The organism is Flavobacterium cauense R2A-7, assembly GCF_000498475.1.
In the GTDB taxonomy this organism is placed as follows: Bacteria; Bacteroidota; Bacteroidia; order Flavobacteriales; family Flavobacteriaceae; genus Flavobacterium; species Flavobacterium cauense.
Genome location: NZ_AVBI01000019.1, coordinates 224,890 through 250,700, shown reverse-complemented (window position 1 = coordinate 250,700; position 25,811 = coordinate 224,890). Strand labels below are relative to the sequence as shown.

General features: G+C 35.7%; 24 protein-coding genes and 1 other RNA gene. 12 read left to right on the top strand and 13 right to left on the bottom strand.

What is annotated here, in order from left to right:
• The first annotated feature begins 340 nt into the window (after positions 1 to 340).
• The 4 genes from FCR2A7T_RS11160 to FCR2A7T_RS11145 all read left to right on the top strand — a co-directional run bounded on the left by FCR2A7T_RS11160 (position 341) and on the right by FCR2A7T_RS11145 (position 5,162).
• Positions 341 to 829, top strand: a complete 489-nt coding sequence (locus tag FCR2A7T_RS11160) for a SixA phosphatase family protein (RefSeq protein WP_023571402.1) — start codon at positions 341 to 343, stop codon at positions 827 to 829.
• Entirely contained in the window at positions 826 to 2,940 is a 2,115-nt protein-coding gene (ppk1, locus tag FCR2A7T_RS11155; RefSeq protein WP_035118295.1) for a polyphosphate kinase 1, read from the top strand. Before FCR2A7T_RS11160 ends, ppk1 begins: the two co-directional genes overlap by 4 nt.
• 53 nt (positions 2,941 to 2,993) lie before the next feature.
• Positions 2,994 to 3,884 carry a Ppx/GppA phosphatase family protein gene (locus FCR2A7T_RS11150; RefSeq protein ID WP_023571400.1) on the top strand — a complete coding sequence of 297 codons (891 nt, stop codon included), beginning with the start codon at positions 2,994 to 2,996 and terminating at the stop codon, positions 3,882 to 3,884.
• Positions 3,885 to 4,082: 198 nt separating this feature from the next.
• Entirely contained in the window at positions 4,083 to 5,162 is a 1,080-nt protein-coding gene (locus FCR2A7T_RS11145) for a ligand-binding sensor domain-containing protein (RefSeq protein WP_023571399.1), read from the top strand.
• An 85-nt stretch (positions 5,163 to 5,247) separates the two neighbouring features.
• On the opposite strand, the gene FCR2A7T_RS11140 is transcribed toward FCR2A7T_RS11145, so the two are convergent.
• The 3 genes from FCR2A7T_RS11140 to FCR2A7T_RS11130 all read right to left on the bottom strand — a co-directional run bounded on the left by FCR2A7T_RS11140 (position 5,248) and on the right by FCR2A7T_RS11130 (position 7,759).
• Positions 5,248 to 7,023 (bottom strand): DNA polymerase III subunit gamma/tau, encoded by a 1,776-nt coding sequence (locus FCR2A7T_RS11140; RefSeq protein ID WP_023571397.1) that lies wholly within the window; start codon positions 7,021 to 7,023, stop codon positions 5,248 to 5,250.
• Between the two features lie 85 nt (positions 7,024 to 7,108).
• On the bottom strand, positions 7,109 to 7,411 hold the full coding sequence (locus tag FCR2A7T_RS11135; protein WP_023571396.1) for a hypothetical protein: 303 nt from the start codon (positions 7,409 to 7,411) through the stop codon (positions 7,109 to 7,111).
• Positions 7,412 to 7,450: 39 nt separating this feature from the next.
• Positions 7,451 to 7,759 (bottom strand): hypothetical protein, encoded by a 309-nt coding sequence (locus FCR2A7T_RS11130; protein WP_035118294.1) that lies wholly within the window; start codon positions 7,757 to 7,759, stop codon positions 7,451 to 7,453.
• A 124-nt stretch (positions 7,760 to 7,883) separates the two neighbouring features.
• On the opposite strand from FCR2A7T_RS11130, the gene rnpB reads away from it, so the two are divergent.
• An RNA gene (rnpB, locus tag FCR2A7T_RS14910) (RNase P RNA component class A) lies at positions 7,884 to 8,195 on the top strand.
• A gap of 118 nt (positions 8,196 to 8,313) precedes the next feature.
• Here rnpB and rsmD read toward each other — a convergent pair.
• Together rsmD and FCR2A7T_RS11120 are read right to left on the bottom strand one after the other, a co-directional pair.
• Positions 8,314 to 8,904 carry a 16S rRNA (guanine(966)-N(2))-methyltransferase RsmD gene (gene rsmD, locus FCR2A7T_RS11125; protein WP_023571394.1) on the bottom strand — a complete coding sequence of 197 codons (591 nt, stop codon included), beginning with the start codon at positions 8,902 to 8,904 and terminating at the stop codon, positions 8,314 to 8,316.
• Positions 8,901 to 9,707 (bottom strand): DUF3822 family protein, encoded by an 807-nt coding sequence (locus FCR2A7T_RS11120; RefSeq protein WP_035118293.1) that lies wholly within the window; start codon positions 9,705 to 9,707, stop codon positions 8,901 to 8,903. The genes rsmD and FCR2A7T_RS11120 overlap by 4 nt, the downstream gene beginning before the upstream one ends.
• Before the next feature lie 253 nt (positions 9,708 to 9,960).
• Here FCR2A7T_RS11120 and FCR2A7T_RS11115 point away from each other — a divergent pair, with 253 nt between their 5' ends.
• Entirely contained in the window at positions 9,961 to 11,382 is a 1,422-nt protein-coding gene (locus tag FCR2A7T_RS11115; protein WP_023571393.1) for an ATP-dependent DNA helicase, read from the top strand.
• A 151-nt stretch (positions 11,383 to 11,533) separates the two neighbouring features.
• On the top strand, positions 11,534 to 12,259 hold the full coding sequence (gene kdsB, locus FCR2A7T_RS11110) for a 3-deoxy-manno-octulosonate cytidylyltransferase (protein WP_035118292.1): 726 nt from the start codon (positions 11,534 to 11,536) through the stop codon (positions 12,257 to 12,259).
• Between the two features lie 112 nt (positions 12,260 to 12,371).
• Here kdsB and FCR2A7T_RS11105 read toward each other — a convergent pair whose 3' ends face one another.
• Entirely contained in the window at positions 12,372 to 13,034 is a 663-nt protein-coding gene (locus FCR2A7T_RS11105; RefSeq protein ID WP_023571390.1) for a spermidine synthase, read from the bottom strand.
• A 56-nt stretch (positions 13,035 to 13,090) separates the two neighbouring features.
• On the opposite strand from FCR2A7T_RS11105, the gene FCR2A7T_RS11100 reads away from it, so the two are divergent.
• Entirely contained in the window at positions 13,091 to 13,648 is a 558-nt protein-coding gene (locus FCR2A7T_RS11100) for a 1-acyl-sn-glycerol-3-phosphate acyltransferase (protein WP_023571389.1), read from the top strand.
• Position 13,649: 1 nt separating this feature from the next.
• Here the strand turns inward: FCR2A7T_RS11100 and FCR2A7T_RS11095 are convergent, their stop codons facing one another.
• Complete coding sequence (locus FCR2A7T_RS11095) at positions 13,650 to 14,138, bottom strand: helix-turn-helix domain-containing protein (RefSeq protein ID WP_023571388.1); 489 nt, start codon at positions 14,136 to 14,138, stop codon at positions 13,650 to 13,652.
• A 312-nt stretch (positions 14,139 to 14,450) separates the two neighbouring features.
• On the opposite strand from FCR2A7T_RS11095, the gene FCR2A7T_RS11090 reads away from it, so the two are divergent.
• The 3 genes from FCR2A7T_RS11090 to FCR2A7T_RS11080 all read left to right on the top strand — a co-directional run bounded on the left by FCR2A7T_RS11090 (position 14,451) and on the right by FCR2A7T_RS11080 (position 16,769).
• On the top strand, positions 14,451 to 15,605 hold the full coding sequence (locus tag FCR2A7T_RS11090; RefSeq protein WP_023571387.1) for a M14 family metallopeptidase: 1,155 nt from the start codon (positions 14,451 to 14,453) through the stop codon (positions 15,603 to 15,605).
• 86 nt (positions 15,606 to 15,691) lie between these two features.
• A complete protein-coding gene (locus FCR2A7T_RS11085) occupies positions 15,692 to 16,171 on the top strand; it encodes an Lrp/AsnC family transcriptional regulator (protein WP_023576701.1) in 480 nt (159 codons plus the stop codon).
• Positions 16,172 to 16,244: 73 nt separating this feature from the next.
• Positions 16,245 to 16,769, top strand: a complete 525-nt coding sequence (locus FCR2A7T_RS11080; protein ID WP_023571385.1) for a DinB family protein — start codon at positions 16,245 to 16,247, stop codon at positions 16,767 to 16,769.
• A gap of 49 nt (positions 16,770 to 16,818) precedes the next feature.
• Here FCR2A7T_RS11080 and FCR2A7T_RS11075 read toward each other — a convergent pair whose 3' ends face one another.
• From FCR2A7T_RS11075 to aroB, 4 genes are all read right to left on the bottom strand, one after another.
• On the bottom strand, positions 16,819 to 17,187 hold the full coding sequence (locus tag FCR2A7T_RS11075; protein ID WP_023571384.1) for a hypothetical protein: 369 nt from the start codon (positions 17,185 to 17,187) through the stop codon (positions 16,819 to 16,821).
• 86 nt (positions 17,188 to 17,273) lie between these two features.
• Entirely contained in the window at positions 17,274 to 18,248 is a 975-nt protein-coding gene (locus FCR2A7T_RS11070; RefSeq protein ID WP_023571383.1) for a deoxyhypusine synthase family protein, read from the bottom strand.
• Between the two features lie 25 nt (positions 18,249 to 18,273).
• The gene (locus FCR2A7T_RS11065) at positions 18,274 to 19,677 is read right to left on the bottom strand and encodes an arginine decarboxylase biosynthetic (RefSeq protein ID WP_023571382.1); all 1,404 of its coding nucleotides are present in this window, start codon (positions 19,675 to 19,677) and stop codon (positions 18,274 to 18,276) included.
• A gap of 296 nt (positions 19,678 to 19,973) precedes the next feature.
• A complete protein-coding gene (gene aroB, locus FCR2A7T_RS11055; protein WP_035118288.1) occupies positions 19,974 to 21,041 on the bottom strand; it encodes a 3-dehydroquinate synthase in 1,068 nt (355 codons plus the stop codon).
• A gap of 96 nt (positions 21,042 to 21,137) precedes the next feature.
• On the opposite strand from aroB, the gene FCR2A7T_RS11050 reads away from it, so the two are divergent.
• Positions 21,138 to 22,304 (top strand): proline dehydrogenase family protein, encoded by a 1,167-nt coding sequence (locus tag FCR2A7T_RS11050; protein WP_023571379.1) that lies wholly within the window; start codon positions 21,138 to 21,140, stop codon positions 22,302 to 22,304.
• Positions 22,305 to 22,341: 37 nt separating this feature from the next.
• Here the strand turns inward: FCR2A7T_RS11050 and FCR2A7T_RS11045 are convergent, their stop codons facing one another.
• Positions 22,342 to 22,611: a hypothetical protein gene (locus FCR2A7T_RS11045; RefSeq protein ID WP_023571378.1), complete on the bottom strand. Its 270-nt coding sequence runs from the start codon at positions 22,609 to 22,611 to the stop codon at positions 22,342 to 22,344.
• Between the two features lie 98 nt (positions 22,612 to 22,709).
• The gene (locus tag FCR2A7T_RS11040; protein ID WP_023571377.1) at positions 22,710 to 25,811 is read right to left on the bottom strand and encodes an efflux RND transporter permease subunit; all 3,102 of its coding nucleotides are present in this window, start codon (positions 25,809 to 25,811) and stop codon (positions 22,710 to 22,712) included.

Genomic DNA, 25,811 nt, shown 5'->3' with positions numbered 1-25,811 from the left:
TGACTTCGGCCCTAAAATTGACACGGCAATTAAAATCTGTTGGAAAATAAAGTGAGATTGTTCCGGTTAGTTATAGCAGAACAATATACAAGCTGATTGAAAGGTTATTATAAATCTTGGTGTGGTATTAAGACTTAAAACGACCTGATAAATTCAATTCAAAATGTATTTCGATAATTTGTTAAGTCTAAATTATTTAAATTACTTATTGGTTCAGTAACAATTAGTTGCATTTTCGATGAAAGTGGGCGTTTTATCCGTGAATTAACATTTATTTGACAAATGTTCTCTGGTTTTTTTGGTTTTTTTTGACTTACTTTATGAGTATAAATTCAGGATTATGAAAAACTTAATTCTCATTCGCCATGCTAAATCCAGTTGGGATGCTCCTTTAAAAGATATTGACAGACCTTTATCTCAGCGTGGAATAGGCGATGCACACATAACATCGAATGCAGTTGATGGCTATTTACCCAAAACTTTCATTGTTTGGAGCAGTCCGGCAAAAAGAGCCAAAGAAACTGCCATGATTTACGCTCAAAATCTTTCAATACCGTTAGAAACCATTATATATAAAGAAGATTTATACACTTTTGACGAAAGAAGTTTAGAAAAAACCATAAAAGACTGCGAAAATAAGTATGACAACCTAATTCTTTTCGGACATAATGAGGCAATAACAAATTTTGTTAATAAATTTGGAGATTGTTACATAGATAATGTTCCTACTTCGGGATTTGTCTCATTAAAGTTTGAAGAAGAAGATTGGAAAAACATACAAAAGGGAAAAGTGCTCAAGACCATTTTTCCCAGACAACTAAAATCATGAGTGTTACGCAGGAAAACAGATATATTGACCGAGAAAAAAGCTGGCTCGCTTTTAATGCAAGAGTACTTCAGGAAGCAGCAGACGAATCAGTTCCATTATTAGACCGACTACGATTTTTAGGGATTTTTTCTAATAATTTAGATGAATTCTTCAGGGTTCGTTATGCGGCAATCCGTCGTTTAAATTCGGAAGGAATTTCCGGAGAAAAAATTTTAGGCGGAATATCGGCAGAACAACTCTTAAAGGATATCACCGAAATCGTAATCGAACAACAATCGGAAAGTTTACGTATTCTGAGTGTCATCGAAAAAATGCTCGAAAAAGAAAATATTTTCATCATTAATGAGCGCGAAATCAACAAAGAACAGAAAAAATTCATTCACGATTTCTTTATTCAGAAAGTAAGTCCGGAATTGGTGACTATTATCCTTAATGATTTGGATGAATTCCCGTTACTAAAAGACACTTCAGGGTATCTGGCGGTGAAATTGGTAATGAAACCAAAACCGCAAAACACGATTCTTTCCAAGATTATTCAGAAAAAGGAAGTACGTTATGCCGTTATCGAAATCCCGAAAACCATCAACCGCTTTGTGGTGCTTCCGTCCAATACCGACAAACAGTATATCATTCTTTTAGACGATGTTATCCGTGATAATCTGGACAGCATTTTCAATATTTTCGATTATGAAAGTATCTCGGCACATATGATAAAAATTACCCGTGATGCCGAATTGGATATTGATGCCGATTTAAACAAAAGTTTCATGGAAAAGATTTCGTCCAGTGTAAAAGACAGACGAATAGGGGAACCCGTGCGTTTCGTTTACGATCAATCCATAGAAAAAGATACTTTAGCGTTCTTCTTAACCCGAATGGGAATTGATGCAACCGACAGTTTAATTCCCGGCGGACGTTATCATAACCGACGAGATTACATGGATTTTCCAAACTTAGGAAGGTATGATTTGTTAACCAAACAAAATACACCGCTTCCTGTTGTAGGATTGAATCTGGAAGGAAGTATTCTTGAAAAAATCAAGCATAAAGATTATCTGGTAAATGCGCCTTATCAGTCGTTTTCCTATTTGATTAAGTTTCTTCGTGAAGCCGCTTTGGATCCGAAAGTAGTCTCCATCAAAATTACTTTGTACCGACTGGCGAAGAACTCACAAATTATCAGTTCTCTTATCAATGCTGCCAAAAACGGTAAAAAAGTGGTGGTTCAGATTGAATTGCAGGCCCGTTTTGATGAAGCCAGTAATATTTCCTACGCCGAAATGATGCAAACCGAAGGTATCGAACTGATTTTCGGAGTAAAAGGGCTGAAAGTTCACAGTAAGATTTGCGTTATTGAACGCATGGAAGAAGGCAAAGTTAAACGCTACGGAATCATTTCTACCGGAAATTTTAACGAAAGTACCGCCAAAGTATATACTGATGTAACTTTATTTACAAGTCACGTTCAGATTATGCGTGATGTTTCCAAAATTTTTGAGTTTTTCGACGTGAATTACCGTGTGTATCGCTACAAACATTTATTAGTTTCCCCACATTATACCCGATCTAAATTTTATAAGTTAATCGACCGGGAAATACTCAATGCAATGGCCGGAAGAGAAGCTTTTATTAAATTGAAAATGAATAGCTTGTCTGACTTTAAAATGATTGATAAATTGTATGATGCCAGCCGAGCCGGAGTAAAAGTACAGTTAATTATCCGTGGAATCTGTTCGTTAATTCCAGGTGTTCCGGGCATGAGTGAAAATATTGAAGCTATCAGTATCGTAGACAATTATCTGGAGCATTCCCGCGTGTATATTTTTGGAAACGACGGTAACCCTGATATTTATATTTCGTCAGCCGATTTCATGACACGAAACTTAGACGCAAGGGTAGAAGTAAGTTGCCCGATTTACGATCCTGAAATCAAACAGGAAATGTTGGAAACCTTTGAAATAGGATGGAAAGCTAATGTAAAAGCACGTTTACATTCGGAAAAACTGGACAACCAATACCGTAAGCAACCCGATCAGAAAATGTTCCGTGCCCAACAGGAAATGTATAAATATTACTGCGATAAACTCGAAGTGATAACAGAAAAGATTTAATAATAAGGGGTTAAAAAAATCCGCTTTATCAATAAATAAAGAATCAACCTTAGATGATTTCAATAAAAAAATATGCAGCAATCGACATAGGTTCCAACGCCATGCGGTTGCTTATTACCAATATTGTAGAACAACCCGGAAAAGAAACACAGTTTAATAAAAGTGCCTTAATTCGTGTGCCGATTCGTTTAGGACAAGATGCTTTTACGGTTGGAGAAATCACCGAAGAAAATATCGATCGTATGATTGATGCGATGAAAGCGTTTAAATTACTGATGAAAGTATATAAAGTTGAACGTTATATGGCGTGTGCTACATCCGCAATGCGTGAGGCATATAACGGAAAAGAAGTTACAGAAATCATCAAGAAAAAAGCAGATATTAAAATTGAAATTATCGATGGTAAAAAAGAGGCCGCAATTATCGCTTCTTCCGATTTACATCACTTCATAAAAACCGATCAAACCTATTTATATGTAGATGTTGGCGGTGGAAGCACCGAGTTTTCATTATTCTCTGAAGGAAAAATGATAGCTTCAAAATCTTTTAAAAACGGAACCGTACGTTTACTGAATAATATGGTAAACGAAGTGGTTTGGCAGGAAATTGAAAAATGGATTAAAACCAATACGGAAGATTATGAAAACATAACACTTATTGGCTCCGGTGGAAATATCAATAAGATTTTCAAATTATCCGGAAAAGCGCAGGAAAAACCGCTTTCCTATATTTACCTCAATGCTGAATATCAAAAACTAAACGCCCTAAGCTACGAACAGCGTATCGCCGAATTAGGTTTAAACACTGACCGCGCCGATGTAATTATACACGCACTCCGTATCTACTTAAACGCCATGAAATGGAGTGGTGCAAGAAACATCTATGTTCCGAAAATCGGACTTTCCGATGGTGTAGTGAAAGCAATGTACAACGGGAAGATTTAGTTTTTGAGCTCCTAAATGCTCGTAAAATAAAGACTTTATAGCAACTTACAAGGTTATTTCTTATACTTAATTCCGAAGTTGTGGAATGGTTTGGGAATAATAAACATAACTTTATTAGATTAAAAGGACTTTTAACGTTGTATGCACACAATACTCAAACATAAAAATATTTTAAAATTCTAAATAGTTGTACAAATTATGAAATTGAGCAAAATAATACTTTTAAGCTTGTTGATAATTTTCACCTTGTGCAATTGTCAAGTAACCACAAATAGAAATAAAGACAGTATAATTACTTTCAAACCAATTCCTACATTGATAAGAAATCCCACGCATCAAGGTATTTCTCCTGATTTTGACACTAGTCTGGTTAGCCAATATATAAGAAGTATTTTTCAAGATTCGAAAGGAAATTTATGGTTTGGTACATTAGGCGATGGCGTGGTTAGATATGATGTAAAATCTTTAACATACTTTGCCAAATCTGAAGGGCTTGATGCCAATAGCATCCATGCAATTACTGAAGATAAGAATGGTAATATTTGGTTAGGAACCGACCAGGGTGTTTTTAAATATGATGGAAAAGAATTTAGAAACTATAATGAAAAAAATGGACTTAAAAATATTACGGTAAGTCGAAAAAGTATTCTGATAGACAAATCAAATACCATTTGGGTAGGTACTGAGAGCGGTGTTTTTCGATACAATGCCAGTGTCGATAACGCAAATGAAAAATGTTTTTCTTTGTTTCCTTTATTGGCTTCTATAAAAATAAGAGACATAATGGAAGATAAAGCGGGTAATATCTGGTTTGCTTCACAAGACAATGGGGTTTATCGCTTTGATGGGAAAACGATAATAAATATTACCGAAAATGAAGGTTTAGGCGATAACTATGCAGGCGGTATGATACAAGACAAAACCGGGAATTTTTGGTTTACAATGAAGGGTGGTATTTGCAGATATGATGGAAAAAATTTTACAAACTTCACAACAAAGGATGGGTTAGGCGGAAATGAAGTTTGGGGTATCTATGAAGAGAAATCTGGTATCATATGGATTTCAGCAAGAGGTAGCATGACTAGATACGATCCTTCTGCCAATGTAATGATAGGTGAAAAACCTTTTACCATTTTTACAGAAAAAGATGGAATCAACTGTTGTGTTCAAAGTATGTATCAGGATAGATCCGGAAATATGTGGTGGGGAGCCGGAAGTGGGCTCTATCGATTTGATGGTGAGCGTTTTTATCAAGTCAAACAGAAAGGGCCTTGGTAGTTAATTTAAAAAAAGCGTGCAGAAACATCACGAATGCCAAGCCAAGCCAAGATTCTAAAACTTAAAAAGACACCCTAAAACCTTTTTAAATATCTAAATCAAACGTCTTGCGTAACAATTCCATAGCAGGATTAATTGTTTTCAGTCTTTCGTATTTTTCAATTGGGGTAAAGGCATATTTGGTTTCCGTCACTTCGTTTACATGTACATCAATAATGATATCATGATTGTGTAATTTTCCTCGCAAATAGCCTAATAATTCATTTTTGTTGGCGTCAAAATCAACTTTTGAACCTTCATTGGGCAATTCTAACTTAATTGTTGTCCCTTCTAAAGTAGGATCATTGATAAGCATATAGGTAGCCATGATTTTTTGCCCTTTATCACTCAATTTCTGAGCAAAATTGGTCCATTGCAACAGCATGTCGGTTTCGGTGAAAGGCTCTTTCGGCAATTCGTCATGATGTTTAACAGTTGCTTTCTGTGACGCTTCCAACTCCCGTTTCGCCTTAATACTAGCTAACGACAAAGCAGAAACCTTGGTTCCGATGATTGGTTCCGATTGTACTGCCGGTTTAATTTCCGTAACAACAGTTTGTACAATTTGAGGAATTTCAACAATAGTTGGTGTTGTACTAACATCGTTTGAAATTTCAAACCCATTTGGAATTTCCTTCTCAACATTTACAGGTTGGCTATTTTCAACCGGAAGTACTTGTTTAGGTTTTACTTCGGTAATCGAATAACCGGAATTTCGATAATAAGTAGGTGGAATTATAAAGGACTCAGCTTTTTTTTTTTCTCCATCAAAAGTGATAGAGGCAAGCTGCATTAAGCAAAGTTCAACTAAAAGACGTTGGTTTTGCGATACTTTATATTTTAAATCACATTCGTTGGCAATATTGATTCCCTGCAAAAGAAACTCCTGTGACGCTTTTTGTGCCTGATCATAATACAATTTCTGGGCGTGTTCTCCGGCTTCCAATAAAACTAAGGTTGCAGGATTTTTAGAAACCAATAAATCCCTGAAATGCGAAGCCAATCCGGAAACAAAATGATGTCCGTCAAAACCTTTTGCCAAAATATCGTTGTAAGCCAATAATAATTCGGGAATTTTATTCTCCAGAATCAAATCGGTGACTTTCACATAGTATTCAAAATCAAGTACGTTCAGGTTTTCCGTTACCGCCTGACGGGTTAAGTTACTTCCGCAAAACGAAACCACACGATCAAATATCGATAGGGCATCACGCATCGCACCATCGGCTTTTTGCGCAATAATATGCAAAGCATCGTCTTCAAAAGTGATGTTCTGACTAGCAGCTACTTCCGCCAAATGATTCTTAGCATCTTTAACGGTAATTCGCTTGAAATCAAATATCTGACAACGCGATAAAATCGTTGGAATGATTTTGTGCTTTTCGGTAGTCGCCAATATGAAAATCGCATGACGTGGGGGTTCTTCCAATGTTTTCAGGAAAGCGTTGAAAGCTGCCTGAGACAACATGTGCACCTCGTCAATAATATAAACCTTGTATTTGCCGGTTTGTGGCGGGATACGAACCTGATCAATCAGATTACGGATATCATCAACCGAGTTGTTGGAAGCCGCATCCAATTCAAATACATTGAACGCAAAATCCTCATACGGATCATCATAACCTTCCTGATTGATTTTTCGAGCGAGAATACGCGCACAAGTCGTTTTTCCAACACCACGCGGACCTGTAAATAACAGCGCCTGAGCAAGGTGATTACTTTCTATGGCATTCAGTAAAGTATTGGTAATAGCCTGTTGCCCAACAACGTCCTTAAACGTTTGGGGTCTGTATTTACGGGCTGATACAACGAATTGTTCCATAGAAATTTATTGGAATACAAATATAGAATTTTTGTTGATTTTGATATTCCGCAATTCGTTAATTTGAAGAAAAGTTATTCACAAATCATTTCTGGTTTCTTTTTATGGAAAGATCAATGAGAATTTTGGCGGCTTCACTTTCTGAATTTGCAGCAAAACCGGTTACAAAAACACCTTTTTTACCGCTTTTCAACGATTTAATACCATAAACCGTTGCTTCATCATCCGGATTGGTATCGCCTTCGTAGCGGTAAATGTGAATGATTTCAAAGTTTTCAGGATGCGCTACGATTTCATTTTCATGAATATTGAAATCATGGGTAAAACCATTTTCATTCAATTCGTCCAGTGCTTCTGAAACCGTTGCATAATGATAAGTGTGAGCCATAATTTTTAAGGTTTAAATTATTGAACTTATTTAATTTGTTTACAATCCTCTTCTTGATTTGATCGAAAGTCCGATTAAGAAACGGGCGGAAGCACTTTCTGAATTGGCAGCAAAACCGGATACAAATACTCCTTTTTTATCTTGCATTGATTTAGAACGTATTCCGTAAACCGTTGCTTCATCGTCGGGATTGGAATCTCCTTCGTAACGATAAATGTGAACAATTTCAAAATCATGCGGGTTACTTTTAAATTCGCTGTCATTTACATTAAAATCATAGACAAAACCCAACTCTTTGAGTTCTTGTAAAGCCTTGGAAACACTCGCGTAGTTATATGTATGTATCATGATGCAAAAAATATTGATTTAGGGGATATTAAATTTACGATTTTTATAAACGGGTAATGCAGAAACTAATGTTAAAGTGTTTAGCTTAAATTTGATTTTGGACGTTTATTTGTCGTAAGTTTGCATCGCAGACCGCCTTATCGTCGTTCCGAGCAATCGGGAGGAAGGAAAGTCCGGACACCACAGAGTAGCATAGCGGGTAATGCCCGTCCGTCGAGAGGCGAGGACAAGTGCAACAGAAAGTATGTACAGGTAATGCTGTAGTGAAACCAGGTAAACTCTATGCGGTGAAATGCCAAGTATATCAGCATTTAAGGGCGACTCGTCCGTTGTTGAAGGGTAGGCAGCTTGAGTTATTCAGCAATGAATAATCTAGATAAATGATAAGGGCTAACTTCGGTTGGTACAGAATCCGGCTTACAGGTCTGCATTTTTTAAGTTAAAGTTTCTCGGAAAAATAGTTTATCGGAATACCTATTAATTAGTATAGAAACAAGGTAATTTGCTTGTTGTGTTGCCATTTAAAACAACCGATAGACTAACAGCAAAACCTCTTAACTGTCAAATTCGTCATTGTCATCTTCTTCGTCGATTTCTTCTTCGTTTTGTTCAAATTCAAAGAAAGAGAAAACCGAACCACCATAATTTCTGTCGAATGAAAAATTCTCCATGTGATCCAGTTTGGTGTGCTTGGAATGTTCGATAACCATCATTCCATCTTCTTCAAGCAGTTCATTTTCAAAGACTAACTGAATGATTTTTTCAAAATCCTTTTGTTCGATTCCATAAGGTGGATCGGCAAAAATGATGTCGTAGCTCGCTTTGTTTTTTTCCAAAAACTTGAAAACGTCGCTTTTTATAGCGGTAATATCAAAATCGAATTCCTGAGCGGTTTTTTTGATGAAGTTCACACAGCCCATGTCGCCATCAACACTGGTAATAGGTTCGCAGCCACGGGAAGCAAATTCATAACTGATGTTTCCTGTTCCGGCGAACAAATCCAATACTTTTAATTCACTGAAATTAAAATGATTATTCAGAATATTGAACAATGCTTCTTTAGACATATCCGTGGTAGGACGAACAGGCAGGTTTTTGGGCGGACTGATACGTCTTCCTTTATATTTTCCGGAAATTATTCTCATGAATTCAGTAGGATAAAATGTTGTAATGCTTCAGCTTCAGAAAGGGAATATTTCATTTCTAAATTTGAAGAAGGTAATAACGTTATGTTACGCACATAGCGGTAAGCAATTTCAAAACACGGATGATTTTCTGAGATTTTACCCAACAGATAAACCGAAACCGTTTCCGGATTTAACTGCAATTGTTCTAAGGTAAAAAGCAGGTAATACACGAAATCTTCCGGGGTTTTGTATTCGAAAGAATTATACAATAATAACTTTAAGTTATTTGATACAATTATTTCAAAATGAGTTTCTTGCAAATGAATATAAACTTCTTTATCAAATCGGTTTTTTGACAAACCCAATATCTTGGAAACCAAAACTGTGTTCACGTTTTTATAGTCAAACGAACCAAACTGATCGATTAAAAAGTTGTTCACATTCACAAACGGAACATGAACATTATTCATATCATACGTATCAATTTCGTCGTAAGCAAAGAAGTCGGTTTCAAAAACTTTGGTATTGTATTGCAGATAACTTCCCAAATAATTTTCATCGAAAAGCGCTTTCGGCACGAAGGAATTAAAATTATTATCGTGCAACACCATGATTTCATCGTAGGATTTTGTTAGCGCTGGGAAATCTACAAAGGTGCGCCACAACTGGTCTTCCAGTGATTGCGTGTAATTGAATTTGACTTCCTGCAAATCCAGTACTCTTTCGTTCAAAGTATCAAAAACACAAAAAGAAAGCCCGTTAAGCGCCACCTGAAGCGATAGTTTTTTATATTTTTTTGAAGCGATTGTAGCTGTAGTCATACGTTTAATCCGATTAGGGCAAATTTACATTTTTTTTCCTACTGAAACCGGGATTGTGTTTAAATTCCTTACTATATTTGGCACACATCACTTTAATAAGCGTAAAGTTTAAAAGGAGCCTGGTGTTTTTTCTCAGCCCTGATTGGAGCGGCATCCTTTTTCTTTCTTTTTTTCGGAAGAAAAAGATAGAGTGGAAAGCAGGAAAATGGCCTGATTCTCGACCAGAGTTACGCTCCAAAAAATATAAAAATTAATGATTTCAGCCAAGTTTTATTCCTTACTCAAACAAAATTTTCCTTTTCAGACGACCGCTAAGCAGGATATATTTTTCCAGCAGATTGCCGAGTTTACCACCAATGACAATCAGGACGAGATTTTTGTATTGAAAGGATATGCCGGAACCGGAAAAACCACGGTGATTTCCACGATTGTAAATCAGCTGAAAGACATTAATAAAAAATATGTTTTACTGGCACCAACCGGTCGTGCAGCGAAAGTGATTGCCAATTATTCCAACAAACCGGCGCATACGATTCACAAACGCATTTATTTTCCGAAGAAGAGCGGAGGCGGAGTGACGTTTACGATGCAGCCCAACAAATTTAAAAACACGATTTTTATTGTCGATGAAGCCTCGATGATTTCCGATTCGCCCACAGAATCAAGCATGTACGAAAACGGTTCTTTGTTAGACGATTTGATTATGTACATCTATTCCGGTCATAATTGCAAGATGATTTTAGTGGGTGATACCGCGCAGTTACCACCGGTAGGCATGGATGTAAGTCCGGCGCTGGACATGAACAAACTTTCCATGAATTACAACATGGAAGTACCTCATATTGAGCTGGATGAAGTCATGCGTCAGGCGGAGAAATCGGGTATTTTATACAATGCTACTGAATTGCGAGAAGTGTTGAAATCGCAATTTATTGATACGTTTCAGTTTCAGTTGCGTGGTTTTAAAGACATTGTTCGTTTAACGGACGGTTATGATATTCAGGATGCGATTCACAGCGCGTATTCCAACTACAGTATTGAAGATACGTGTTTTATTGTGCGTTCAAACAAACGTGCGAACCAATACAATCAGCAGATCCGGATGAAAATTCTGGATAAGGAAAGTGAGCTTTCGGCTGGCGACTTTTTAATGGTGGTGAAGAACAATTATTTTTGGCTGAAAGACAATGAAACCGTTGATTTTATTGCGAATGGCGACATTATTGAAGTATTGGAAATCTTCCGGATTTTGGAATTGTACGGTTTCCGGTTTGCTAAAGTTAAAATCCGAATGATTGATTATCCGGATCAGCTTCCACTTGAAACCGTTTTGATTTTAGATACGCTAACCAGTGAATCTCCGTCGCTAACTTATGAGCAATCCAATCTTTTGTATCAGGAAGTAATGAAAGATTATGAAGATGAAACCAGCAAATATCGGATGTTGCAGAAGATAAAGAACAATGAATATTTTAATGCACTTCAGGTGAAATTCTCTTATGCCATTACCTGTCACAAATCACAAGGAGGGCAGTGGAATACCGTTTTCATCGAACAACCTTATTTACCGGACGGCATTGACAGGGATTACATTCGTTGGCTGTACACTGCTGTTACCCGCGCCAAAGATAAATTATATCTGATTGGTTTTCAGGACGAATATTTTGAAGAATAGTTACTAAGTTGCTGAGTGACTTAGTTTCTTAGTTATTTAGAAGTTTAGCCGCTTTTTTTAAAAAAACTTAGCTACTCTGTCACTTAGTCACTCAGCAACTTTAAATAAAACTCAGTACCTTAGCACCTCAGAACCTTAGTGCCTTAACTAAATGAAAATAATAGCCGTAATTCCAGCCCGATATGCTTCCACAAGATTTCCCGCAAAACTAATGCAGGATTTGGGAGGCAAAACCGTGATTTTAAGAACCTATGAAGCCGCATTGGAAACCAAATTATTTGATGATGTTTTTGTGGTGACCGATTCTGATTTGATTTATAATGAGATTCTTTCCAACGGGGGAAAGGCGATTATGAGCATCAAAGAACATGAATCAGGTAGTGACCGAATTGCGGAAGCTGTTGAAAACATGGATGTTGATGTGGTAATTAATGTTCAGGGCGACGAACCTTTCATCAACAAAAAACCGTTGGAACAGGTTATTGAAATCTTCAGAAACGATACCGATAAGAAAGTTGATTTGGCGTCTTTAATGTTTGAAATCAAAGACAAATCTGAAATTGAAAATCCTAATAATGTTAAGGTTATTGTTGACCAACAGGGATTTGCGTTGTATTTCTCGCGTTCGGTGATTCCGTATCCGAGAGAAGAAAACGTTGGAGTTCGTTATATGAAACACATTGGCATTTATGCTTTTAGAAAAGAAGCATTAATGGATTTCTACCGCTTACCGATGTTAGCATTGGAAGCTTCCGAAAAATTGGAACAACTTCGTTATTTAGAATACGGAAAACGCATTCGAATGGTGGAAACCGAACATGGAAGTATTGGTATTGACACTTTGGAAGATTTGGAGAAAGCTAGGAAACTGGTTTAAAGTAATTGTTTTTTGAATAATGTTGTCATTCCGACGAAGGAGGAATCTCATAATCTAAATAACTTTATGGGATTCCTCCTTCGTCGGAATGACAATGTGTTACAGACTTTTATTACTTCAACTTCTTAATGGTAAACAATTCGTTGTGATCTTCTACTTTCGGATACATTCGAACGGAATAATTTTCATCAAAACGGGAACGATACTTTAAATTACGTTCTTTATCCGCTTTGTTCAAAGTCATCGTATTAAAAAGGATAAACCCGTTTACATTAAGTAAAAAGTTAATTCGGTTGATAAAAAAATCTTCAAATAAAAAGTTAGGCATTTTAGTATCCTGAAAGATGTCAATGATAATCAGATCGTATTTTTCTTTGGTTTTCAAGACGAATTCAAACGCGTCATCAATCACGATTTCCAGATTTTCAACTTCGTTTAACCCGAAGTATTTATTGGCGATCTCTATAACATTTGCGTCGAGTTCCACGCCGGTAACCTGACCTTTAAATTTAATTTCGTCAACTAAGGTTTTAATAACACTTCCGCCGGCCACACCTAAAACCAGTACGTTTTTAAACTCTTTAATGCGTTCAAATCCAATATAGTGCAACCCTTTACGAAGAATACGCTGTAAACTTCCATAAGAATAATTAGTGTTTTTAGAATCTAAAACCAATTGACCGTTAGCCCAGGTAACTTCAAGGCTTTTATTGATTTCAGAATTTTTTTGGTGTATGTTTATGGGGATAAAATAACTCAGAATCTTTTTAATCATCGCACTGCACTTTCTATTCGTAAATATAATGTTATTTTTGAACCAAATTTTTTATAATGAAACAAATTCTGTACAAGTTTATATTCTGCCGGTTAATGGGTTGGAAAATTATCGGAACAATTTCACCGGAAATTAAAAAATGCGCCATGATTGTTGTCCCACACACGAGTTGGCATGACTTTTATTTAGGTCTTTTTACCCGTGGAATAGTAGGTTTAGAGATGAATTTTGTAGGCAAAAAAGAATTGTTCAAATTCCCTTTTGGTGCTTATTTCCGATGGATGGGTGGTGCGCCATTAAATCGTCATACCAATGAAAACAAAGTAGATGCCATTGCAAAAGTATTTGAAACAAGAGAAGTTTTCCGTCTTGCCATCGCGCCCGAAGGAACACGTAAAAAAGTAACCGAATGGAAAACAGGCTTTTATTATATTGCCCTGAAAGCAAATGTTCCAATTATCCCGGTAGCTTTTGATTGGGGTAAAAAAGAAGTTAAACTTTGTGAACCTTTTTGGCCAACTGGTAATAAGGATGCCGATTTTAAGATTTTAGAGCAAAACTTTATAGGAGTATTAGGAAAAATTCCGGAAAATAGTTTTGTCCCTAAAACATAAGCTATTCCGGGAAATAGTTTTTAAACGTCCCGTTTTTATAAAAGACTACAATTTGGTCAATATCCGAGTCGGTTTTAGGAATTCTGAAATTTCGCGTATTTGAAAAATTTTCTTCATGATTTTCAAATACGCGATTTTTTTCGACCGTTGGTTCAGCAGAAAATAAATCGGGTTGATTTTCGAATTTTACTTCATCTGTTTTATTTTCAGAAAACAGTGTAGGTGTTGGATCGGAAACTGAAATCGACTTTTCGGTTGGTTCACTTTTTGGAAAATTACCTTTTCCGTTCAAAATCCAATACAAATCCACTTCAGGAAAAACTTCAATTATTTTGAGAATAAAATCAAGACTCGGTTTGTTTCGACCAGAGAGTAGGTGAGACAAACTGGAACGTTGTACACCAATTTTATCAGCGAATCCGGAGGCTGATAATCCGTAATATTCAAGTATAATTTCAAGTCTTTTTACAAAATCTTCTGTGTTTACCATTGTAAATAATTATAAAATACTAGTCGCATTACAAATGTAAACAAATAGTATTTAATAACCAATTTTACATATGTAAATATCTATAAAACAGGTTTTTTTATTGTATTTAAGCTTTAACAAATTAATTATAAATTACTGAAAAACAAATATTTGAATAAATAAAAAAGAAAGGTAGGTATTTGCACAGACTTTAGAATATAAATACTCCTATTTATTTATTGCCTGTTTAGGATTGTAAACAAATGATTAAAATTTACTGTTTACCGATGTAAAAAATAAGATGTTTACTTTTGTAAATAGAAAAAATACGATATGGATTTTACCGCAATTACCGAAGTAAATAAAGAGCAATATCTTTTTGGGAGATATATCACCAATAAACATATTGAACCGCTTTTAGAAAAACTTAATGCCGATTTTGAAGTTTCTGTTATAGGTAAATCGGTTTTAGAAAAACCTATTTATGCGGTAAAAGTCGGAACCGGAAGCAAACGTATTTATATGTGGTCGCAGATGCACGGAAACGAATCAACCACAACAAAAGCACTTTTTGATTTTTTTAATTTTCTTTCATCAGATAATGAAACAGCAATTGGTTTTAAAAAAACGTTTACTTTTTTATGTATTCCTATTTTAAATCCGGACGGTGCAGAAGCATATACGCGTATAAATGCCAATGAAATAGATTTAAATCGTGACTCCGTTGACTTATCGCAACCGGAAAGTCAGTTACTACGCAGTACTTTTGAAGAATTTAAACCTGATTTTTGTTTTAACCTGCATGATCAGCGTTCTATTTTTGCAGCCGGAAATACTAAAAATCCTGCTACAGTTTCTTTTTTAGCACCTTCCTATAATGAAGCAAGAGCTGTTAATGATGTTAGGCAAAGCGCTATTAACGTAATAGCTTCAATGAATGAAGTGTTACAGAAATACATTCCCAATCAGATAGGTCGTTTTGATGATTCGTTTAATCTAAATTGTATTGGAGATATGTTTCAATCATTGGGAGTTCCGACCATACTTTTTGAAGCGGGTCATTATCCAAACGATTATGAGCGTGAAGTTACAAGAAAAATGATCTTCATTTCGTATTTAGCAGCACTGATTTCTATTTCTAAAAACGATATTCTTATCAATAAAACTACTGATTATTTTAATATTCCTCAAAATAAATCTATTTTTTATGATTTTATTTATAAAAATGTAAAAATAATACTTGATGGTTTTGAAAAAAGTATTACTTTTGCAGCCCATTATAACGAAATTCTTTTAGACGGAAAAGTTGTTTTTAAGGCTACTATTCGTCAAACAGAAGGATTAGAGGGGAATTTCGGGCATACAACGTATGATTTTGAAAACCAATTGTTTGAAAATCAAAAAGATAAAATGCCGAAAATAGATTCAGAAGCAAATTTCATTATAGGTATTAATAATAAAATTGTTAATGGATTGCTAAAAAAATAACAAATTAATTGTTTTACTGCTAAATAATTAATTTATTATTCTTAATTTTGACTTTTATTAAAATAAATAGATAGATAAATTTAATTATGAGTAAGTTTCGTTTGGATGAAGTTGATCATCAGATATTAGATATGTTGATAGACAACACTAGAGTTCCTTTTACTGATATTGCAAAAAAATTGTTGATCTCAGCTGGAACAGTTCACGTTCGTGTGAAAAAAATGGAAGATGCAGGAATTATTCAGGGTTCGTCTTTAACTTTAGACTATGAAAAATTGGGCTATTCTTTTATTGCATATGTGGGTGTTTTTCTGCATAATACTTCACAAACCAAATTCGTATTGGAGCGTATTAATGAAATTCCGTTTGTTACTGTAGCTCACGTTACAACAGGTAAATTCAATATTTTCTGTAAAATCAGAGCAAGGGATACCAAACACGCAAAAGAGGTAATTTATATGATTGATGATATCGATGGTGTTTACAGAACGGAAACCATGATTTCTCTTGAAGAGAGCATCAATGATAAAAAACGTTTGATGCATACGATTTTTAAAGATATGTAATCAAATCAATATCCAACCCGAGGTGAAAGCTTCGGGTTTTTTATTTAAATTTATGCCACATAAAAAAACAAATATGAATCCGACACAACTACAAAAAAGTGAGTACGCTTCTTTTTACCAGCCTTATATTGACGCTCTTGATGAAAATATAAATCTTATCGACGAACTGGAAATCAGTTTGCATAAGACCATACATTTTATTCAGGACATTCCAATGGATAAATTTGATTACCGTTATGCGGAAGGGAAGTGGACCATCAAAGAAATCATCCAGCACATCATCGATGCTGAACGGGTTTTTACTTACAGGGCTTTGCGTTTTTCCAGAAACGATAAAACAGCACTTCCGGGATTTGATGAAAACGCTTATGCAGATGCGGTAAATCCTTCTGCAAATAAAAGACATTTAAAAGATTTACTTACAGAGCTAACAATGGTGCGACATTCCACGATAGCACTTTTTAAAAGTTTTACTCCGGAAGATTTTCTTAAAATAGGAATCGCTTCCGAACGTGAAATGTCGGTAAGGGCTTTGGGCTTTATTATTATCGGACATCAAAACCATCACATGAAAATTTTCAGAGAACGATATTTATAAAGAAAAAAGGAACTCAATTGAGTTCCTTTTTTCTTTATATGCTTTTTGACTAGTCTTCTTCGTCAGCATCATCTTCATCTCCCTCACCAGGTTCATCTCCAGTTTCGTCAGTATCATCATCGTCATCGTCTGAATCCGAATCGATATCCAATTCTTTCAATGCATCCAATGAATCTTCACCTGCTTCAATGTCGTCATCATCCTCATCAAAATTTTCAATTCTATCTGCTAATTTCGTACTCACTTTTACTAAGTAGATAGTATCTTCTGTGCGAACCTCTACTGCTTCAATAGTCTCATTCTTAGCGTTTTTAAAACGGATGATGTCAGAATCGTCATATCCGTCAGGAAACTTCTCAACCAAAAGGGTCAAGATTTCATTCGTTAATTTAGCGTAATCTACAATTACTCTTTTCATTCGTTGTGGTTTAATCTTTGTATGTGGTCAAATGTAATATCCTAAATTGTATTTTTCAAATAAAAATAATCTTTTTTTGAAAAAAATTACCACCCTAAAACGTAAGCAAAAATCAATGGTGCCACAATGGTAGCATCTGATTCTACTATGAATTTAGGTGTTGTAATGTCTAATTTACCCCAAGTGATTTTTTCATTCGGAACGGCTCCGGAATACGATCCATAACTTGTTGTCGAATCGGAAATCTGACAGAAATAACTCCAGAACGGAACATCATGCATTTCCATATCCTGATACAACATCGGAACAACACAAATAGGGAAGTCACCCGCAATTCCACCACCAATCTGGAAGAACCCGATTCCTTTTCCTGCACAGTTTTTCGGATACCAATCGGCCAACCACATCATGTATTCAATTCCGCTTTTCATTGTAGTGGCTTTGAATTCTCCTTTGATACAGTAAGAAGAGAAAATATTCCCCATTGTACTGTCTTCCCATCCCGGAACTACAATTGGTAAGTTTTTCTCGGCAGCTGCAACCATCCATGAATCTTTGGGATCGATTTCATAATATTGCTTCAAAACACCGGAATTAATCATCTGGTACATGAATTCGTGTGGAAAATAACGTTCTCCTTTTGAATCAGCATTGTTCCAAATATCAAACAAATGCGACTGCAAACGACGGAACGCTTCTTCTTCCGGAATACAAGTATCGGTAACGCGGTTATAGTGGTTTTCCAATAAATCCCATTCTTCTTGCGGACTCAAATCACGGTAGTTAGGAACTCTTTTATATGAATTGTGTGCTACAAGATTCATAATATCTTCTTCAAGATTAGCTCCAGTACAAGATATAATGTGAACTTTATCCTGACGAATCATTTCAGCTAATGATTTTCCAAGCTCGGCAGTACTCATCGCACCGGCAAGTGTAATCATCATTTTTCCGTTATCCAGTAAATGTTCTTCATATCCTTTAGCAGCATCTACTAATGCCGCAGAATTGAAATGAAGGTAATGCTTCTCTATAAACTGACTGATAGGTCCTTTACTCATCGCTTTGTATATTTCTATTGTAAAATTATTTTTTCTTATTGTATCCTAAAATCTCTAAAACTTCTTCAACTCTTTGTTGTTCCGAAAAAACTTCAGTGGCAAAAATTCCGTTTTTATCTTTATCAATCAGAATGTGTTTCGGTTGCGGTAAAATACAGTGACTTAATCCGCCAAAACCACCGATTGTTTCCTGATAAGCTCCGGTATTAAAGAAACCGATATACAAAGGTTTTTCTTTATTGTATTTCGGAAGATAAACGGCATTCATGTGTTGCTCCGAATTGTAATAATCGTCTCCATCACACGTCAATCCACCTAAAAGTACACGTTCGTAAGTATCATTCCATCGGTTTACGGCCATCATAACGAAACGTTTGTTGATTGCCCAAGTATCCGGTAAAGTAGTAATGAAAGAAGAGTCAATCATGTTCCAGTTCTCACGGTCATTTTGTTTCTTCTGATATAAAACCTGATACAATGCACCTCCGGATTCTCCAACAGTAAACGATCCGAATTCTGTAAAAATATGAGGAACTGCAACTTCTGCTTCGTCACAAGCGATTTTAATCTGATTTAAGATTTCATCAACCATATATTGGTAATCGTAATCGAAAGCCAATGAATTTTTGATAGGAAAACCACCACCGATATTCAAACTGTCTAAAGTTGGACATTCTCTTTTTAGAGCAATGTACACTTTCATACATTTCAATAACTCATTCCAATAGTAAGCCGTATCACGAATACCGGCATTAATAAAGAAGTGAAGCATTTTCAGCTCTACTTTTTTATTGTCCTGGATTTGTTTACGATAGAAAGGAACAATGTCTTTATAACCGATTCCCAAACGGGATGTATAGAATTCAAATTTTGGTTCTTCTTCAGCAGCAATACGAATTCCGATTTTAAATTTACCGTCGATTTGCTCCTGTAACAAATCAAGCTCTTCAAAGTTATCGATTACCGGAATGGTATTTTTATGTCCGTTATTGATTAAACGGGCAATGTTGGTAACATACTGATCGCGTTTAAAACCATTGCAAACAACAAAAGTGTTTTTATTGATTTTCCCTTCTTCCATCAAACGTTCCACTATATCAATGTCAAAAGCAGAAGACGTTTCAATATGAATGTTATTTTTTAAAGCTTCATTTAATATAAATTCAAAATGCGAGCTTTTTGTACAATAGCAATAAAAGTATTTCGCCTCATAATGATGTTTTTCCATCGCATTTCTAAACCACATTTTGGCTTTATTAATGTTTTCGGAAATCTTAGGTAAATATGTGAACTTTAACGGTGTTCCGTATTGTTCTACCAATTTCATTAAGTCGATACCGTGAAATTGTAGATTGTCTTTATTTAGAGTAAACTCTTCTTGTGGGAAGTAAAAGGTTTGGTTTATTAAGTCGTAATATTTAGTATTCATCTGAATAATAAGTTGTTAGATTATAAAATTACTGTTTTTTTTCCTAATAACAACTGATTTTCAAACTCTAATATTTGCGTAAATTATCTGCAACTCGTCATGCAATGGGTTGGGGAATTCCAAAACGTCAAAATTCTGAATACTTTTTATCGAAAACACAATCTGCTGAATATTGGAAAGCAAATTGTTTTCAATGTTATTTCTGTTAGCGGTAAACCGTGTATTCTGCGTTTTTTTCATTGCGACAAATGTAAAAAATATTACAGCGTATTTAAAAGAAATTTTGTAAAAAAATATCAGTTTCTATAATCTTCAAAAGCACTGGAAATCAATTCATTAGTTGTGAATTGATTGATTTTTACATTGCCAATTCCATCCAGCAATGCAAATTGCACTTTTCCGAATTCATTTTTCTTATCATGAATCAGTAATACAATGATTGCTTCAATATCATTCTGACTGAATTCCACCTTTCCGAACATATCAAGAATTACTGTTTTAATTTCGAAATATTCTTCTGCGGTAATTAAATCTTTTTTCAGGGAAAGAAAGCTTTCCAAAACCATTCCAACAGCAATAGCTTCTCCATGAAGTAATGGTGTTTTTTCATTATTATCCAAGAAATAACTCTCAATGGCATGACCTAATGTATGTCCGAAATTGAGTGCTTTTCGTATGCCGTTTTCAGTAGGATCCTGAGAAACAATGTTGTTTTTTATTTGAATGGATTCGTAAATTAAAACATCCAAATCATCTGTATTTAAACCACTTAAGTTTTTGAATTTATTCCAGTATTCTTTATTTTGAATCAGTCCGTGTTTTAGCATTTCTGCCAATCCGGAGCGCATTTCGTTTGCTGGTAAAGTGGTTAAAAAATTGGTATCGATTAAAACAGCTTTTGGAGTCGTTATGGTTCCTATTTGATTTTTAAGGCTCCCTAAATCCACGCCGTTTTTACCTCCAATGGAAGCGTCCACCATTGCCAAAAGAGTGGTAGGGACATTGATGTACTCGATGCCGCGTTTGTACGTTGAAGCTACAAATCCGCCCAAATCCGTTACAACACCGCCGCCAAGATTGATGATAATGCTTTTTCGGTCACCGCCAAGTTCTGTTAATGCCGACCAGATTTCAAAACAGGTTTCAATGTTTTTAAAATGTTCACCGGCTTCAAATTCAATGATCTCCAAAGGAACTTCTGTTGCTAAATTCGCAAGAAAATCGGGCAAGCAATATACACTGGTTTTACTGTCTGCCAATACAAAAACTTTAGAATAAACTTCCGGACGGAGCGTTTCGCTTAGAAAAGTATAAATAGCGTCATTAAAATAAACTGTATATCCGTTGGCGTTTATGATCTGCATTTTTAAAGTATTGATAATGGAAGAGCAAAATAAGGCATTTTTTATCAATTATTCTCAAACCCTCCTTATATTTGTAAGCCGATTTATAAATAAACCATGGAAAAAATATTTAACAACACCCAAGTCGCATTCTCTTTAAAAAACAACAGGGAATTAAACAGAGCCCATTTCCTTTTCAAACTTATTGGAAACCCATCATTGGTTAAAATAGGAACATCACTAACTAATTTCGCGTTGAATTTTCATCTTCCGGTAGAAGGTTTAATCCGTGCGACTGTTTTTGATCATTTTTGCGGAGGCGTAAGCGAAAACGATTGCTTAAAAGTAGTCGATAAAATGTATACTAAAGGCGTTTCTTCGGTTTTGGATTATTCTGTTGAAGGAAAAGAAGAAGAAGCTCAGTTCGATGCTGCTTTAGAGATGACTTTAAAAACCATAGAATTTGCCAAAGCCAAAGAAGCCATTCCTTTTGCCGTATTTAAACCTACAGGTTTGGGACGCATTGCATTATATGAAAAAGTAGGTGCGAAAATAGAACTGACTGAAACTGAAAAATCAGAATGGAGCAGAGTGGTGGCTCGTTTTGAAACCATCTGTAAAACCGCTTTCGAAAAAGATGTAATGTTATTGGTAGATGCCGAAGAAAGTTGGATGCAAGATGCTGCTGATGATTTGGTTACCGACATGATGCGCAAATACAACAAAAACAAAGCATTGATTTTTAATACCTTACAAATGTACCGTTGGGATCGTATGGATTTCCTGAAAAAACTACACGAAACTGCTAAATCGGAAGGTTTTTACATCGGAATGAAAGTGGTTCGTGGTGCTTATATGGAAAAAGAAGCGGAAAGAGCGGCATTGAAAGGCTATAAAAACCCAATTTGCGAATCGAAAGAAGCGACAGATAACAATTACGACACTTGTATTGCTTACATGATGAGCAATATAGATAAAATGGCGATTTTTGAAGGTACGCATAACGAGGCCAGTTCTTATAAATTAATGGAACTGATGGAACATAACGGCATTTCTAAGAATGATAACCGTATTTGGTTTGGTCAGTTGTACGGAATGAGCGACAACATCAGCTACAATCTAGCTGAAAACGGTTATAACGTTGCCAAATACCTACCGTTTGGACCGGTGCGAGATGTTATGCCATACCTAATCCGACGCGCGGAAGAAAATACTTCAGTAGCAGGACAAACCGGAAGAGAATTAATGCTTCTGGAAACCGAAAAGAAAAGAAGAAAATTATAATACTAAAAACTCCGAATTGCTTCGGAGTTTTTATTTTTTACAAATTATAAAGTATCAAAAGTAAAATCGTCGGAAAAACAATTAAGTTGACTCCCAAAATAACGTTTTCATTAGCTTTTATTTTTCCCAATCCTAAGTTTATTATATATAAAATCATGGTCAATACTATAAAATAAAACGCAAACACCAGCCAATTACCGGTATTGGTCATCCATCTGAAATCATAAAAACCTTCATCAATGAAGAAAAGAAACTGAGTAATCAGAAAACTGTTAATTCCTGAAAAATATATTGAATTTGGTTTCATGCATTTATAACGGCATTTTAAAACAAATAGTATGCTATAAAAAAGGCCCCAATTACTTGAGGCCAATTTCAAAAAAATATAATAATAACTAAACAAATCTATTCGATTACCTGATGCTTCTTTTTATTGAAAACCCAAAAAATAATTGGAAAAACAAGCAAGGTAAGTACGGTAGCTGTAATCAATCCGCCTATTATAACAATGGCTAACGGTTTTTGTGATTCCGATCCGATTCCTGTTGAAATTGCAGCCGGCAGCAACCCGATAGATGCCATAAGCGCAGTCATTACAACCGGTCTTGTTCTTATTTTTACTGCTTCAACTATAGCCGTGTTTAATGTCATTTTTCCCTTCAGGTTTTTATGAAATTCCGATATAAGAATCACGCCATTTTGGATACAGATTCCAAATAAGGCAATAAAACCAACTCCTGCTGAAATTCCGAAATTCATTCCGGTCAGATGTAGCGCAATAATTCCCCCAATGATTGCAAAAGGAACATTTGCCAAAACAAGCAACGAATCTTTAATGTTTCCGAAAAGAATAAAAAGCAACACAAATATTCCGATTAAACTGATGGGAACTACCTGACCTAAGCGTGTTGTTGCCCGAACCTGATTTTCAAACTCTCCGGTCCAACCAATTTTATATCCGGAAGGAAGTTTTATATTTTTGTCTACTTTAGCCTGAGCTTCGGCAATCGTACTTCCTAAATCGCGTTCACGAACCGAGAATTTAACTCCGATAAAGCGTTTTGTATTATCTCTGTAAATGAAAGCCGGTCCGGTTACTTTATGAATCGTTGCGATTTCTTTCAACGGAATTTTTACTTTGTCTATGGTTGGTACTTTTATGTTGGCAATATCATTTTCATCTTTTCGATACTCTTTGGCATAGCGCACACGAACATCAAATTTTTTCTCACCTTCATATTTTTGCGTAGCTGTTTTTCCGCCAAAAGCCATTTCCAAAACCGCCTGAGCATCCGATAATGTTATGCCATAAGCCGCCATTTTTTCCCTATCTAAAACAACACTTACTTCGGGTTGCCCAACATTTCGCAAAATACCGACATCTTTTATACCATCTACATTTTTGATTTGCTCCAGTACTTTGTTGGCAATTTCATCGAGTTTATTCAAATCATCTCCATAAATTTTCACTGCATTGGAAGCGTTAATTCCGGCAACACTTTCAGCAACGTTATCAATAATCGGCTGCGAATAATTATAACCAATTCCCTGATATTTGCTAAGTTTTGTATCCATTTCCTTAATTAATTCCTGCAACGATATTTTACGTTTCCATTCGTCTTTGGGTTTTAAATTTACCTGCATTTGCACATAATAGAAACCGCTTGGATCGGTACCGTCGTTACTACGTCCGGTTTGCGATAAAACGCCGTTAACTTCATCAAAGCTGTTTAGTTCTTTACGTAAAACACGAACCATTTTCACGGTTTCGGGTAAACTTTGACTCATTGGCATTTTAGCTTCCACCCAAAGAGCACCTTCATTTAATTCGGGTAAGAATTCCGTACCTAAAAATTTGGCGGAAAAGAAAGTAACAACAATTAATGAAATGGAAACTATAAGTGTTTTTCGTTTATGTTTGAAAGTCCACGCAAATCCTTTTTCTACAATTCGGTTCCAAAAGTTCACAAAAGGATTGTTTTTCTCTTTCACATTTTTATTCAACAGAATATGTGACAAAACGGGCACCAACGTTAAAGTAAAAATTAACGCTCCAAGTAATGCAAATCCCAAGGTGTAGGCTAGGGGTGAGAACATTTTTCCTTCAACTTTCTGGAAGGAGAAAATCGGAATTAAAGCTGTAATAATTATCAGCTTGGAAAAGAAAATGGCTTTCCCCATTTCAGCTCCCGTTTTTTTGATTACGCTTCCGATAGCCAATTTATTATAGGCTTCCATTCCTTTTTTATGGGCGAGATGGTCTAAGGTTACAAATATACCTTCTACCATGACGACGGCGCCATCGATGATGATACCGAAATCGACTGCACCCAAAGAAAGTAAGTTAGCGCTCATTCCCTTGAGTTTCAAACAAAGGAAAGCAAAGAGTAACGACAACGGAATAATGATGGCAACCGTTAATGTTGTTCGCCAATCGGCCATGAAAAGGAATACAATAACCGTTACAAAAATAATACCTTCAAAAAGGTTGTGCATTACCGTTGCTGTGGTAAAATTCATTAGATTGTCGCGATCGTAAAAAGTTTCCATTTTTACGTCTTTCGGTAAAACAGAATCGTTTAATTCGGCGATTTTTTCTTTAACGCGTTCCAGTACTTCTTTTGGGTTTTCACCTTTACGCATCACTACAATTCCTTCCACGACATCATCATTGTTATCCATTCCAACCTGTCCGACACGCGGATAGGAACTTTCCGAAACATCAGCTAAATTTTTAACCAAAACCGGATTTCCGCCGGTAGAAGTAACAATAATGTTTTCAATGTCTTTCACAGAACTGAGCAAACCAACACCACGAACCACATAGGCCTGACCATTTTTTTCGATTACATCACCACCAACGTTTAAATTGCTTTTGTTTACTGCTTCAAAAACTTCAAGAGGCGTGATGTCGTATTTTGATAATCTTCCGGGATCTACGCTGATTTCATAGGTTTTTTCCTGACCACCAAACGCTACCAAATCAGCAACGCCCGGAACAGCTCGTAATTGTCTATCAATTACCCAGTTTTGAATGGTGAGCAAATCACGCGTATCACGATCCTTACTTTTTAAAGTATATCGGAATACTTCACCGGTAGGTCCATAAGGAGGCTGAACATCTGGTTCTACGCCATCCGGAAGCGAAACAGTACGCAATTGATTATTAACCTGTTGTCGGGCAAAAGAATCGTCTACATCATCATCAAAAATGATTTTTATAACCGACAATCCAAACATGGTCACGCTTCGAACACTAGTTTTCTTCTGAACGGAGTTCATGGAGATTTCGATTGGAGTCGTTACAAATCGTTCTATTTCTTCGGCACTTCTGCCGTTCCATTCGGTTACAATGATGATCTGGGTATTGGTTACATCCGGAAATGCTTCTATTGGCATGTTTTTAAATGCGATAAATCCTGATATTACAAGTATTCCTACCCAAAAAAAGGTGAAAGCTTTATTCTTTAATGAAAAAGCAATAATATTTTTAATGAATTTACTCAT

Excerpts from the sequence above, each read along its gene's own strand:
- FCR2A7T_RS11160 (WP_023571402.1), top strand. The coding sequence starts at position 341 with ATGAAAAACTTAATTCTCATTCGCCATGCTAAATCCAGTTGGGATGCT.
- ppk1 (WP_035118295.1), top strand. The coding sequence starts at position 826 with ATGAGTGTTACGCAGGAAAACAGATATATTGACCGAGAAAAAAGCTGG.
- FCR2A7T_RS11150 (WP_023571400.1), top strand. The coding sequence starts at position 2,994 with ATGATTTCAATAAAAAAATATGCAGCAATCGACATAGGTTCCAACGCC.
- FCR2A7T_RS11145 (WP_023571399.1), top strand. The coding sequence starts at position 4,083 with ATGAAATTGAGCAAAATAATACTTTTAAGCTTGTTGATAATTTTCACC.
- FCR2A7T_RS11140 (WP_023571397.1), bottom strand. The coding sequence starts at position 7,023 with ATGGAACAATTCGTTGTATCAGCCCGTAAATACAGACCCCAAACGTTT.
- FCR2A7T_RS11135 (WP_023571396.1), bottom strand. The coding sequence starts at position 7,411 with ATGGCTCACACTTATCATTATGCAACGGTTTCAGAAGCACTGGACGAA.
- FCR2A7T_RS11130 (WP_035118294.1), bottom strand. The coding sequence starts at position 7,759 with ATGATACATACATATAACTACGCGAGTGTTTCCAAGGCTTTACAAGAA.
- rsmD (WP_023571394.1), bottom strand. The coding sequence starts at position 8,904 with ATGAGAATAATTTCCGGAAAATATAAAGGAAGACGTATCAGTCCGCCC.
- FCR2A7T_RS11120 (WP_035118293.1), bottom strand. The coding sequence starts at position 9,707 with ATGACTACAGCTACAATCGCTTCAAAAAAATATAAAAAACTATCGCTT.
- FCR2A7T_RS11115 (WP_023571393.1), top strand. The coding sequence starts at position 9,961 with ATGATTTCAGCCAAGTTTTATTCCTTACTCAAACAAAATTTTCCTTTT.
- kdsB (WP_035118292.1), top strand. The coding sequence starts at position 11,534 with ATGAAAATAATAGCCGTAATTCCAGCCCGATATGCTTCCACAAGATTT.
- FCR2A7T_RS11105 (WP_023571390.1), bottom strand. The coding sequence starts at position 13,034 with ATGATTAAAAAGATTCTGAGTTATTTTATCCCCATAAACATACACCAA.
- FCR2A7T_RS11100 (WP_023571389.1), top strand. The coding sequence starts at position 13,091 with ATGAAACAAATTCTGTACAAGTTTATATTCTGCCGGTTAATGGGTTGG.
- FCR2A7T_RS11095 (WP_023571388.1), bottom strand. The coding sequence starts at position 14,138 with ATGGTAAACACAGAAGATTTTGTAAAAAGACTTGAAATTATACTTGAA.
- FCR2A7T_RS11090 (WP_023571387.1), top strand. The coding sequence starts at position 14,451 with ATGGATTTTACCGCAATTACCGAAGTAAATAAAGAGCAATATCTTTTT.
- FCR2A7T_RS11085 (WP_023576701.1), top strand. The coding sequence starts at position 15,692 with ATGAGTAAGTTTCGTTTGGATGAAGTTGATCATCAGATATTAGATATG.
- FCR2A7T_RS11080 (WP_023571385.1), top strand. The coding sequence starts at position 16,245 with ATGAATCCGACACAACTACAAAAAAGTGAGTACGCTTCTTTTTACCAG.
- FCR2A7T_RS11075 (WP_023571384.1), bottom strand. The coding sequence starts at position 17,187 with ATGAAAAGAGTAATTGTAGATTACGCTAAATTAACGAATGAAATCTTG.
- FCR2A7T_RS11070 (WP_023571383.1), bottom strand. The coding sequence starts at position 18,248 with ATGAGTAAAGGACCTATCAGTCAGTTTATAGAGAAGCATTACCTTCAT.
- FCR2A7T_RS11065 (WP_023571382.1), bottom strand. The coding sequence starts at position 19,677 with ATGAATACTAAATATTACGACTTAATAAACCAAACCTTTTACTTCCCA.
- aroB (WP_035118288.1), bottom strand. The coding sequence starts at position 21,041 with ATGCAGATCATAAACGCCAACGGATATACAGTTTATTTTAATGACGCT.
- FCR2A7T_RS11050 (WP_023571379.1), top strand. The coding sequence starts at position 21,138 with ATGGAAAAAATATTTAACAACACCCAAGTCGCATTCTCTTTAAAAAAC.
- FCR2A7T_RS11045 (WP_023571378.1), bottom strand. The coding sequence starts at position 22,611 with ATGAAACCAAATTCAATATATTTTTCAGGAATTAACAGTTTTCTGATT.
- FCR2A7T_RS11040 (WP_023571377.1), bottom strand. The coding sequence starts at position 25,811 with ATGAGTAAATTCATTAAAAATATTATTGCTTTTTCATTAAAGAATAAA.